Raw genomic sequence first — 12170 nt, forward strand, 5'->3', positions numbered from 1 at the left:
ACCGCTCCGCTGGGGAGCCAATTCAGCCGAAAGCGGAGTTTGGCGGCCGGTGCGGGTTGCCCGGCTGCCCTTTCGTCTGGCGAGAATAGTGCTTGAAGAAAGCGCGGGCGCGTGGATGCCCGTCTGATGTGAGTGGCCGCGCCGGTTTCAAGGTGCGGGTTGGGTGTGCGTGGTGGTTGAAATGATGAGTGCCGGTGCCGGTAACGAGAACTGTCCGGGCACGAACGAGACGAAGATCGATTATTTCGCCAGCCTGCATCTGCTCTGGCATCATGCCGGTGGGAACCGGTTCACCATCGCCATATCCGTTGTCCTTGCCATTGTTGCAGCAGGGCTGGAGCTTGTGCCCTTGTGGTTGCTCTGGCACCTTGTGGTCGATGTCATCGAGGCCAAGGCCACGTTTTCGGTTTTTTTGAGCACTGCCGGTTTTGCCGCGTTCGCCGTTCTTGCCGGTTATGCCGCGCAGGGCGCTTCGGTGGCCAAGGCGCATATCGCGGCCTTCGGCATCATTCACCGCTTGCGGCTTGCAGTCGCCACGCATCTCGTCGGGCTTCCGCTCGGCTGGTTTTCCGACAGAAGCCTCGGCGAGGCCAAGACGCTGGTGATCGACGAGCCTGAACGGTTGGAAGTGGTGGCCGCGCACGGCATTCCCGAGGCCAGCAGCGCGCTCGCCACCTGGGTGGTGGTTTCGGTCTGGCTGTTTGCTGTGGACTGGCGCATGTCGCTTGCGACTGTGCTCCTGACGCCGGTCGCTTTCCTGATGATCGTCATCGCCACGATGCGGTCCAGCCGCAAGTTGGTCGCGTTCCAGACCGCGAACCGGCGCATGAATGCGTCCGTGCTGGAATATGTCGCGGGCATGCCGGTGGTAAAAATCTTCAACCGCAGCGGCGAAACCGTCGCCGGCGCCTCGACGGCGGTACGGGATTATGTCGATATCGAGCTCGATATCGCGCGCTCTTATGTGCCGCTCGGTGGTGCTTTCAGCGCGCTGGTGCTTGCCAATGTCACCATCATCCTGCCGGTCGGGCTGTTGCTGCTGCAATCGGGGGAGATCGATACCGCGACGCTGGCGTTTTTTGTCATTCTCGGCGCGGGTTACAGCCTGCCGCTGACCAAACTTTTCCATTTGTTCCAGAATATCGCCCATGTCTCCGTGGCGTCGAAATCGGTCGAGGAGGTGCTGGGCACGTCCGCCCAGCCGGATACCGGCCGGGACGTGACGCTGGAGAACCGTGACATGACCTTTGAAAACGTGTCTTTCGCTTATGGCGGCCGCACCGTGCTGCATGACCTGTCGTTCACGGCCCTAACCGGCACGGTCACCGCCTTGGTTGGGCCTTCGGGTTCCGGCAAAAGCACGGCGGCTTCTCTGGTCGCGCGGTTTCACGATGTCGCCTTGGGCCGCATCACTCTTGGTGGCGTGGATCTGCGCGAGATCGGCCGCGACCAGTTGATGCGGGAAATATCCTTCGTGTTTCAAGATGTGTTTCTGTTCGACGATACGATCGCCGCCAATATCGGTTTCGGCAAGGCAGGTGCCGGCAACGAGGATATCGAGGCAGCGGCACGGGCGGCGCAGGCGCATGATTTCATCACGGCCATGCCGCAGGGATATCAGACCCGCATCGGCGCGTCGGGCATCACTCTTTCCGGTGGCGAGCGGCAGCGCATTGCCATTGCGCGGGCCATTCTGAAGGACGCACCGGTCCTCGTGCTGGACGAAGCGACCGCCTTTTGTGATCCCGACAGCGAGGCCGCCATTCAGCAGGCTCTCTCCACTCTCGCTGAAGGCAGGACGTTGATCGTCGTCGCCCATCGCCTCCATACGATCGCGGCGGCTGACCGAATTCTGGTTCTGTCGGAAGGGCGGATCGTTGAGGAGGGCGATCACCGCATGCTTCTGCAGCGGCAAGGACACTATGCCCGGCTGTGGGAAGACTGGCAGGCGGTGCGGTCGAACACCTTGCGCACGCCGCTGAAAGACAAGCGCATGGAGCATACCTCGTGACCGCCCAGGTGACATCACCCGGAAGCGCCATCGGTTCCGATTTGGCGGCATTGCGCAGGCTGCTGGCGCTTGCCGGTCAATGGCGCAACCGGCTGCTGTTCGGCTTCTTTCTGCGTCTGTTGCAATCCATCTGTCTGGGCCTCGCCTTTGCCACCGTCCTCTGGGTTCTGGCGAGTTTGATCGGTGAACCCGCCGTGTCGGCCAAAACCATCTGGCCGGTCGTCCTCATCATGGCAGTATCTTTGGCGGGTCAGGTCGGTTTTGGCATTCTGGCGATGCAGACCTGCTGGCTGGCCAGCCATCGTTTGGGCGGGGATCTGCGGCTAAAAATGCTGGAGCGGCTGCGGCATCTGCCGATGGGATTTCATCTGTCGCGCGACAAGGGCGAAACCATCACGGCCATGACGGCGGATATCCAGATGCTTGAGACCTTTTTTGCCGATGGTTTTCCGCGCATCGCTCACGCTCTTGGCCTGCCGTTTGCTGCTTTTCTCCTGCTTGCGGTCACCGATTGGCCGGCGGCATTGGTCGGTCTCGTCTCCATTGTCTGCGGTCTGCCGTTTTTTCTCTGGTCCAGCCGGCGTCTGGCGGCTCTGTCGGCCCGGCGGCAGATCGCCCAAGCGGATGCCGCCACACGCATGATCGAGTTCGTGCAGGGCATGAAGGTCATCCGCGCCTTCAATCGGCTGGATGACGGCTGGACGAGTTTTAAGGTCGCACTCGATCGGTTTCATGCGATCTCTGTCGGGATGATTACCGCACTCGCAGTGCCGATCGTCGCCTTTTCCGCTGTCGTCATGCTTGGTCTGCCACTGCTGGTAGCCTTTATCGGCTATCGCCATTTTGCGGGGGGCATGCCTTCCGGCTCGGTGGTTATCGGGCTCGGGCTGATGATGTCGCTCTATTCTCCCATCCTGTCACTTGCCGGTGTGATGGAAACGGCGCGAATGGCCGAAAGCGCACTAGACCGGATCGACCGCATTCTCGATGCGCCTCCGCTTCCTGAATCCGCACGACACCGCAAACCTGACGGTTTCGAAATCTGCTTCCGCAATGTCGGGTTTTCCTATCTCACGGCAAAACCTGTTCTGCGTGATGTCAGTTTCGTGGTGCCGGAACGTTCGATGACGGCCATTGTCGGTCCGTCCGGTTCGGGCAAGAGCACGCTTCTCAATCTCCTCTCCCGGTTCTGGGATGTGGAGGATGGGAACATCACGCTGGGCGGTGTCGATCTGCGCGACATGCGTTTCGAGGACCTTGCCGCAAACATCGCCGTCGTTTTTCAGGATGTGCATCTGTTCTCCGGCACGATCGCGGAAAACATCACGACGGGCATGTCCGATGCATCCCATGCGGATATCGAGGCGGCGGCGCGAGCGGCGCAGGCGCATGATTTCATTATGGCCCTGCCGAAGGGGTACGCCACCGAGGTGGGAGAGGGCGGCGCCAAATTGTCCGGGGGCGAGCGGCAGCGCATCTCCATTGCTCGCGCCGTTCTCAAGAATGCGCCGATCGTGCTTCTTGATGAAGCGACCGCCGCCATCGACCCGACCAATGAACGCGCCATCCAGACTGCACTGGAACATCTGGTGGCAGATCGGACGCTCATCGTCGTAGCTCATCGCCTTTCGACCATCCGCAACGCCGATCAGATCATCGTGGTCGATCAGGGGCACGTTGCCGAGACGGGCAGACATGATGATCTTCTGGCGCAACAGGGGCTTTATGCCCGCCTGTGGCATCTGCGTAATCAGGCCGCATCCTGGCAGCTCGGTCGCGTCGAGGAGAATGCCTGAAGGCAGGAAATTGCCGTTGAATGGGTAATCATGACTTTTTTTGTCATGTTTGTTGCCAATTTGAGAATCATCACTTAGTGTCCGCCTCGAAAGCATGGTGCGTCAGCGCCGGATGCCCGCAAGGGCATGTCCGGTGATGTGATGCCTATGCGTTGGTGGGGTCTTCAACAATGGGGTTGTTGCGATGACGCAGTTGCCGGACCATTCTCGGCCAAGCTCTTCGGCAGTGTCTGCCAGGGACTTTTCACAGGCATCGATGGTGTTTTGCGATGACTATTCGCTGCTCACCTCGAAGGCTGGCGGTGATGAAGAGAACCCGCTGTTCGAAGGCACGCTCGGTTTCCGCAGGCTCAGCACCGGCATCAATGTCAGCACGGCGCAGATGACGGCGCTGAGCGATAGTAATCATTCGGCCATCTTTCCGCGCTCGCTCAGCATCGTCCTGTCGCTCGAAGGCCGCCCTTCCGAATTCGATGCCGGCAATGGTTGCCGCACCATGACGCTGCAGCCGGGTGAAGCCGCGTTTTTCAGTTTTTCCGATGATGCCCACACGACCGGCCGTTACAGTTGCGGCCATCGCTGCAAGTCCATGCTGATCCAGCTGCGTCCGGACCTGATCTCCGAAATCAACCTCGCGGATTTCGTCGAGACCCGCACGCGGGCCAGCGAAATCCTGAGCTTTGCTGCCGATGTGCGGATGAATGCACTCTGCGGACAACTGTTTGATCCGGGCCTGTGCGGCACGGTCGGTTGCCTTCTGATGGAAAGTTATACGCTGGAACTGGTGGCCCGCGCGATCGAGGCGGCAGGGCGCCGCAGCCCCGATGATGCCGCAAGCGTCAAGGGCAATGATCGCATGCGCATGGCACGCATTCGCGAACTCATGCTGGCTGAACCGGGGGCAGAACACAGCCTGTCGTCGCTGGCGCGTGAGGCGGGTGTGAGCGTTTCGAGCCTGAAAAACAAGTTCCGCGAGATTTATGGCCAGTCGGTTTTCGCCTTCCTGCATGACGTGCGCATGGACCGGGCACGGCAGGGTATCGAGCGTGAAGGCTGGACGGTCAGCCAGGCCGCACATTTTGCCGGCTATCGCCATGGCAGCAATTTCTCCACCGCGTTTCACCGCTATTTCGGTTATTCGCCGGGACATCTGGCGCGCGGCGAGATTTATCCTCACGCATAAGCAATCTGCCCGCTCGCATAAGCCCGCCCTATGGCCGCGACCGGACTGACCCCATAATCTCTCTTTGATTTCAAACCGCTGGTGATTGTCGCTGTGGGCCTTTGGCCCGCAACGGCTTTGCTCGCCCGTTCGACTGGAGTATCGAATGTCGTCCGCATACATTGATCCGCAGAACCTGGCCCCGGTCCGCACCCTGTCAAAAACGGCGGCTTGCGCAAAAGGTTCGCGGCGTGCCCGTTTGCTGGCAGGTGTTGCCTTCTCCTTGTCGATGGCCGTTGCCGGTGCCGTGTATGCGCAGGATGTCCGCGAAGACGCTTCAGAACAATCTTCGGATGGCACGACGGTGCTGAATGTCGTGACCGTGGAAGCCCGCCGTTACGGTGAAAACCCGATCGACGTGCCGGTCAGCGTTTCCGTCGTCAGCGAAGAGCAGATCACGGAAGAGCGCCTCAACGAAATCCAGGACCTTGCCGGCAAGACGGTCGGTGTGCAGATGCCGAACTATGGCGATGATCCCCGCACCGTGCAGCCGATCGTGCGCGGTGTCGGCACGTTGTCGACCATGCTGTCTCCTGATAACAGCACGGCGCCGACCATCGTCGATGGCGTTCCGATGCCGGCCTTTGCCGCCAATGGACAGCTGCTGGATGTCGGTCAGGTCGAAGTGCTGCGCGGGCCGCAGGGCACGCTGTTCGGTCGCAATTCCACCGGCGGTGCGATCAACGTGTTCAGCGTCACGCCCACTGACGAGACGGTGCGTCAGGTGACGGCCGAAATCGGCACGGAGGGCTATCGCAAGGGAGAATTCCTGCTCGGCGGCGCCATCAATGAGGAGCTGATGGGCCGCTTCTCGATGCGTTATCTCAGCCGTGGTGCCTATGTCACCAACGATCATCCCGGTCAGGAAGATATCGGCGGCTTCGATCTCGGCGCGGCCAAGGGCACGTTCCTGTTCACCCCGGGCGATGCGACCGAGGTCAAGCTCAGCCTCGGTTTCGAGCGCTATGTGGGGGAAACCGGTTACCCCTATCTGCTGCGGGACGGCAATGCCTGGCAGGAAACGCCGGAATTCCGCCGCAGCCTTGCCTACACCACACTCAATGTGTCGCACGAGTTCGAAAATTTCGCGCTGAAAACGACGACCGGCTTTACCCATTACGACATCTACAACTGGACGGACAATTCCGACGGTTATGTCAACAGCGCCACGTTTGGTGCCTATGGAATCCCGACACCGGTCGCGGCCTATACCTATGACGGTGACATCAACATCACCAACCAGCGCGAAAACCAGTTCTACCAGGAAGTACGCCTGCAATCACTGGAAGGCGCCGATACCAAATGGGTCGTCGGCGGTGTGTTTTCCTATAATGATTTCACTGAAAACGCCTTTGGCACATCCAGCATGTCGGCTTCGATCAACGGTACGCGTGACGTAAACCTGACCTCGACCTCGTCTGCCGTGTTCTTCGATATCGCCCAGCCGCTTGGTCAAAAATTCGAGATCGGCGGCGGCATGCGTTACACGCATGAGCGCAAGGGCATCGATGCGCTTTACACCGGCACCGGTTTCCCGGGCACGGTCGCGAGTTATTCGCAGGACAGTTCACGCAATTTCGACATGCTCTCCGGGCGCATGTCAATCAGCTATAAACTGACGGAAGACAGCCTCCTTTACGGTAGTATCAGCCGAGGCAACAAGGCTGGCGGCTATCCGCGCTTCACCGGCAATGCAGCCACCGGTGATCCGGAAACGGGTTATGACGACACGTCGATCTGGGCGTACGAATTGGGCTGGAAGGCGCAGTTCCCGGAGACCGGCACCACGGTCTCATTCGCCGGCTTCTACAACGACGTGAAGGACGAGGCGATCTTCGGTTACGATCCGCTGACCGCCAGCTTCCCGATCGAGAATTTCGATCTCGAAAACTATGGTTTCGAAGCGGAAGTGCGCAAGGAATTCGACAACGGCTTCAGCCTTGTCGGTGGCGTAACCTACACCCATTCGGAAATCACCGGCATTCCGGCCGATGGCGTTCTGGCGGCGAAAGTCGGGAACGAGACACCGAATGTGCCGCGCTGGTCCGGCAATCTCGGCATTGCCTATAGCGGCCCGGCGGATTTCCTGCAGGTCGAGGGTGATTCGGAATTCTCCGGTTATGTCGGCTACCGTTATGTCGGCAAACGCGCCGGCGATACCGCCAACAATTTCGAGCTCGACGCACAGCATGTCGTTGATGCTCGTGTCGGTTTGAAGATCGATCAGACCGAGTTTTACGTGTTCGGCGAAAACCTGATTGGCGAAAAGCTCGAACAGCAAGGTGCCAACATGACCGGCTCCATCAACTCGGTCCTTGTATCGCGTGGCCGCACGATCGGCATCGGCGTGACCACCAAGTTCTGATCCTGATCAGACGCAGAAAAATGGTCGGCGGAAATGCGCCGGCCACCCTCTAGGAGACGCATACCCATGAAGCCATCCAACTGGATCCTGATCGCCAGCCTTTACGTGACGCAGTTTCTGCCGGTCTCGTTCTTCTTCATGGGCCTGCCGGCAATTCTGCGTGCGCAAGGCAAGACGCTGGAAGAAATCGGCGCGCTTTACCTTCTGGGCTTCGTCTGGGTGTTCAAGATCCTCTGGGCGCCGATGATCGATCGCATCTCGTTTGGACGTCTCGGCCATTATCGCGGCTGGCTGATCGTCATGCAGACGGCCATGGTCGGCATGCTGCTCCTCATCAGCCAGATCGATGGTCTCGGCAATTTCCCGCTCCTCGTCATGCTCGGCCTTGTGCTGACCGTGTTTTCCGCCACGCAGGATATCGCCACCGATGCGATCACCTGCCGGCTGCTGCCTGCGGAAAGCCGTGGCATCGGCAACAGCATTCAGGTCGCGGGCGGGCTGATCGGCATCATGCTCGGTGGCGGCGCAACGCTGTCGCTTTATCCGCAGATCGGCTGGACCGGCTGCTTCCTGCTGATGGCCGCCGTGTTGTGCGCCTGCCTCGTGCAGATCCTGTTTTTCAAGGAACCTCCGGTCAGTGCGGGTGTCGTTCAGCAGCGTGTTCCCTATTCCCGCATCTGGAAGATCTGGCGCGAACCCGGCATGGGCACATGGGCGCTGCTGATGATGATCGTGCCGCTCGGCGTCGGCATGATCTTTGCCATGCTCAGCCCGATGCTGGTGGATATCGGCTGGTCTCTTGAGGCGGTCGGTTTCACGCTCAATATCGTCGGTTCGCTGGTCGGATTGGCCGCTGTCTCGGTCACCGGTGTGCTGATCAAAAAAATCGGGCGCCGGCCGATCCTGATCGCCACGGCCTTCATTCAGGCGGCCATCATCCTGTCCGTCCTGCCGCTGGCATCGGGCGCCACCGCCATGTCCGTGATCCTGCCGGGCGTGGTTCTGGTCTTCCTCATCTACAATCCCGTCGCTACCGTCATGCTGACCATCATGATGGATCGCACCGCTCATGGCAGCGAGGGAACGGACTTTACCGTCCAGTACAGCCTTTACAGCTTCATGGGTTTTCTGTCGGGCACAATAGCGCTGCAGGTGGCAGGTGCTGCCGGTTATCCGGTCATCGTGGCGATTGCTGCCGTGCTCGCAATCGTCGCCGGCTTGCTCTCCATCCGTCTTTACCGAGCCGAACCGCGGGTCGCATCCCGCCATGACGTCGATGCCGGTTCCTATCCTGCCGCCGCACAGGCACGCGGCTGATCGCGTGCAGATTTCAATGCAAGAGGAAAGTCACTGTCCAAGGTTTCCAGCTAGCATCGGGTGTTCCATGAAACAGCAGATCAGACAGTTTGACGACATCAATGTCGTCGGTCTCGAGCATGAAGCGGGTGACGGTCTCCATGCCGAAGTCATGCAACTCGATCATGGTATCAAGCTCACCATGGTGAAGGGCGAGATTGCCGAGGATCGCAAGTTTCCGCTGCCGTTGCGCCGCCATGCGCTGACCATGGTGTTCGTGGCGGTCGGCAGCGTCAGCCTTGCCGCCAAGGCACCGCATGGTCGTGTCGTGCTGGGTGCCGGTGATGCGGGGCTGCTGTCGGCCGGGTTCGCCTTCGGCCCGACCATCCTGTCCGCCAGCGAGGAATTGTCGGCGGTGTTCGTGGAATTGCCGCGTGCCTATATGGCCAAGGTGTTTGGCGAGCTTTGCCCCGATGGGCTGAAAGCCTTCGTCGAAAACGACCCGTCCGAACGCGTCTATCGTGAAATCACCTCCTGCGCATCGATCCAGTCGGTGCTGCATCAGATGTCGGCGGCGCCGGTCGGTGTGTCGCTGCGGTCGCTTTTCCTCACCAGCAAGACCTATGAACTGGTGGCGCTCGGCCTGGAGCGTCTCAGCATCGAAAATTGCGATTGCCGGTTGACACCCGCAGATGTGGAACGCCTGAAGCGGGCACGCGACATTCTGAGCGAGAATCTCAGCGATCCGCCGTCGTTGATCGCGCTCGCGCACGAAGTCGGCATCAACGACTTCAAGCTCAAGAAGGGCTTTAAAGTGCTCTTCGACAACACGCCCTTCGGTTACCTGAAGGAACGCCGGATGATTGCGGCACGCAGCGCGTTGATGAAGGGCGAACAGTCGGTGACGACGGTCGCCAATCAGGTCGGTTATACCAATCTCGGTCACTTCGCTGCCGCCTTCCGCAAGCAGTTCGGCACGACGCCAAAGGCCATGAAGAAGGTTTCGCGCATCCAGATCAGTGGCGCGGCAATACGAAACGGCATGATGGGAGAGGCGGCCGTCTAGGTCGCCTGGAAACATGCCAAGAGGAGGAGAGCGCTCATGCGCCTGACGCGTCAGACGGAAATCGCCATCAGCATTCTCATCTCCTGCGCGCGGCGGCAGTCGGTCATCGATACCGAGCTTGCGGCAGACGAGGCGCAGGCCACCAAGGATCACGCGGCACAGATCCTCAAGCGCATGGTGCAGGCCGGCTGGATCGAGACGCGGCGCGGCCGCGGCGGCGGCCTCAGTTTGAAGGTGCCCGCCGAAGACCTGCATTTGGGAAATGTGGTTGCAACCATGCAGCCCGGCAGCCTTGGCTCAGAGATCGGAGCAAGTGACATCAAACGGGTGCTGATGCCTGTTCTGGAAGAGGCCAACGCGGCGGTTCGTGATCTGCTGGACTGTTATACGATTGCCGATCTGGCGGAAAGCTGTCCACGCTCGACGCTGGAACCGAAACGGAGCCGCCGGGCTTTTGACATCCCGGCCTATCGCAGTGCCGAGATAAGCTCCCGCCATCGGCCGGAGAATATCGGCGGCGTTCTATAGCGATTCTCGCTCTGCTTTTTATGGCGAGGGTGCCAGCAGATAATGGCCGACGCCCCAGACGTCGCCGTTATCGTGCCCGAACAGGCCTGCTGTCGCCAGAAAGAACAGCCGCCAGCGGCGTTGCCAGAGCGTTGCATCCTTTCCGTAGACACTCGAAAGGATCGGTTTGATGCGATCAATCTCGCGGTCGAAATTGGCGAGCCAGTCCATCGCCGTGCGCTGGTAATGGGTGCCGGACCAGCGCCATTCATCATCCACCTGAAAGAGATCGCCGAACCGGTGCGGCAGATCATGTGCAGGCATGATGCCGCCAGTGAAAAAATGGTGGGCTATCCAGTCGGCCGGATCGTCGTGGTCGAAGCGATAGGACCGGCTTCTGTGGGTGAAGACATGCAGGAACAGTTTGCCATCCGGTTTCACCCAGCCGCGCACGCGGGCCAGAAGGTCGCGCCAGTTGGACATGTGTTCGAACATCTCGACGGAGACGACGCGGTCGAAGCGGTCTTCGGTGGAAAAATCGTTCATGTCGCAGGTGATCACGGCAAGATTGGTCAGTCCGCGCTCCGCCGCAAGGCGAAGGATATAGTCGCGTTGCGAGGCTGAATTCGACACGGAGGTGATGCGCGAATTCGGAAAGTTTTCCGCCAGATAAAGCGATAGCGAACCCCAGCCGCAGCCGAGTTCCAGAATGTTCATGCCATCCTCGATCGCCGCATGCGCAACGGTTTTGGCAAGCGCATGGCTTTCGGCCTCGGCCAGCGTGGTGTCAGGCGTCGGATAGTGGCAGCAGGAATATTTTCGCTGCGGCCCCAGAGCCAGCGAGAAGAACTCGGCCGGCACTTCGTAATGCTGGCGGTTTGCCTCGTCCGTGTGGGTGGCGATCGGGAAATGTCCCATCGTCTGCGTAAAGGCGCGTTCCACATCCGCCGGGGTGGCGGCGAGCTTTCGTTTGGTGCGCCCACAGAGGAAATCGATGCCCGCAAGCGTCATGCTATCGGAGAGCGGCGCACGCTCGGCGGCGTTTATGGCGAAGGCCAGCATGTTCAAGGGCGTGTCTCCTCAAGGTGATGATGTTCGGTTTTACGGGGGCCGGGAAAGAAGGCGTTGACGCGGTTTTGCAGACTGCGGAATTTTTCGCCGCGAGAACGCAGCATGTGATCTTCGAGCGGGGGAATGCCGGAGACATGGACCAGCAGCCAGTACATCATCAGCGGGGCCAGCAGTGCGAGCCAGCTCCAGGCTCCGCCGTTTGCCGCGAGCGGCAGCCAGCAGCACCAGAACAGCCATTCGAAAAAGTAGTTCGGATGGCGGGAATAGCGCCACAACCCGGTCTCGCATACCTCGGTCTTTGCCTTGGGCGTCTTGCGAAACTGCGCGAGTTGCCGGTCGGCTATGGCCTCACCACAGAGGGCGATGACGGCAATGACAAGGGCCACAAGGTCGAGCGGGCCGGGGAAAGCGGCGTCGTTTGTGGCAGCCAGATAGACCGCCAGAACGAGAATAAAAGCGGCCAGCGCCTGGATCTGCAGAAACAGAAAAAGTCGCAGCGCGGCGCGGTCCCCCCATTCCTCGGCGAGCTTGGCATAACGCGGATCCTCGTCATGGCTGCGGGTTCGCGCGCCGATATGACTGCCGAGCCGCAGCGACCATGCGGTTATGACCAGCAATGCGGACATGCGGCGCGCAAAATCTCCATCGGACAAAAGGGCCGCCGCAATACCGCCCAGCCCGACCGCCAGCGACCAGATCGTGTCGATCCAGCCGCTGCGTCCGGTCCGGCGCTGCACGGCCCATGCGATTGTCATGGCCAACGACAATCCGACCGCAAGGCCGACAAGGAGAATCATATCCATTCATTGCCTCGTGTCTGGCATTCATGTCTGGCG

The 12170-nt window shown here is 60.2% G+C and carries 9 protein-coding genes; 7 read left to right on the forward strand and 2 right to left on the reverse strand.

What is annotated here, in order from left to right; genetic code table 11:
• Nucleotides 1-181: 181 nt before the first annotated feature.
• The 7 genes from J2T09_RS02165 to J2T09_RS02195 all read left to right on the forward strand — a co-directional run bounded on the left by J2T09_RS02165 (nt 182) and on the right by J2T09_RS02195 (nt 10284).
• Nucleotides 182-2011, forward strand: a complete 1830-nt coding sequence (locus J2T09_RS02165) for an ABC transporter ATP-binding protein (RefSeq protein WP_306830563.1) — start codon at nt 182-184, stop codon at nt 2009-2011.
• Nucleotides 2008-3807 carry an ABC transporter ATP-binding protein gene (locus J2T09_RS02170; protein WP_306830565.1) on the forward strand — a complete coding sequence of 600 codons (1800 nt, stop codon included), beginning with the start codon at nt 2008-2010 and terminating at the stop codon, nt 3805-3807. Before J2T09_RS02165 ends, J2T09_RS02170 begins: the two co-directional genes overlap by 4 nt.
• Nucleotides 3808-3991: 184 nt before the next feature.
• Entirely contained in the window at nt 3992-4990 is a 999-nt protein-coding gene (locus J2T09_RS02175; protein ID WP_306830568.1) for a helix-turn-helix transcriptional regulator, read from the forward strand.
• 145 nt (nt 4991-5135) lie between these two features.
• Entirely contained in the window at nt 5136-7394 is a 2259-nt protein-coding gene (locus tag J2T09_RS02180; RefSeq protein ID WP_306830570.1) for a TonB-dependent receptor, read from the forward strand.
• Nucleotides 7395-7460: 66 nt separating this feature from the next.
• Nucleotides 7461-8711: an MFS transporter gene (locus J2T09_RS02185; RefSeq protein WP_306830572.1), complete on the forward strand. Its 1251-nt coding sequence runs from the start codon at nt 7461-7463 to the stop codon at nt 8709-8711.
• A gap of 67 nt (nt 8712-8778) precedes the next feature.
• Complete coding sequence (locus tag J2T09_RS02190; protein ID WP_306830574.1) at nt 8779-9756, forward strand: helix-turn-helix transcriptional regulator; 978 nt, start codon at nt 8779-8781, stop codon at nt 9754-9756.
• A gap of 36 nt (nt 9757-9792) precedes the next feature.
• Nucleotides 9793-10284, forward strand: coding sequence for an Rrf2 family transcriptional regulator (locus tag J2T09_RS02195; protein ID WP_306830576.1), 492 nt, complete (start codon nt 9793-9795; stop codon nt 10282-10284).
• Nucleotides 10285-10302: 18 nt separating this feature from the next.
• Here the strand turns inward: J2T09_RS02195 and J2T09_RS02200 are convergent, their stop codons facing one another.
• Together J2T09_RS02200 and J2T09_RS02205 are read right to left on the reverse strand one after the other, a co-directional pair.
• Nucleotides 10303-11331, reverse strand: coding sequence for an SAM-dependent methyltransferase (locus tag J2T09_RS02200; RefSeq protein WP_306830578.1), 1029 nt, complete (start codon nt 11329-11331; stop codon nt 10303-10305).
• Nucleotides 11328-12137: a DUF1295 domain-containing protein gene (locus tag J2T09_RS02205; RefSeq protein WP_306830580.1), complete on the reverse strand. Its 810-nt coding sequence runs from the start codon at nt 12135-12137 to the stop codon at nt 11328-11330. Before J2T09_RS02205 ends, J2T09_RS02200 begins: the two co-directional genes overlap by 4 nt.
• Nucleotides 12138-12170 lie beyond the last annotated feature (33 nt).

The organism is Neorhizobium huautlense (assembly GCF_030811685.1).
GTDB classification, from domain to species: Bacteria; Pseudomonadota; Alphaproteobacteria; order Rhizobiales; family Rhizobiaceae; genus Neorhizobium; species Neorhizobium huautlense_A.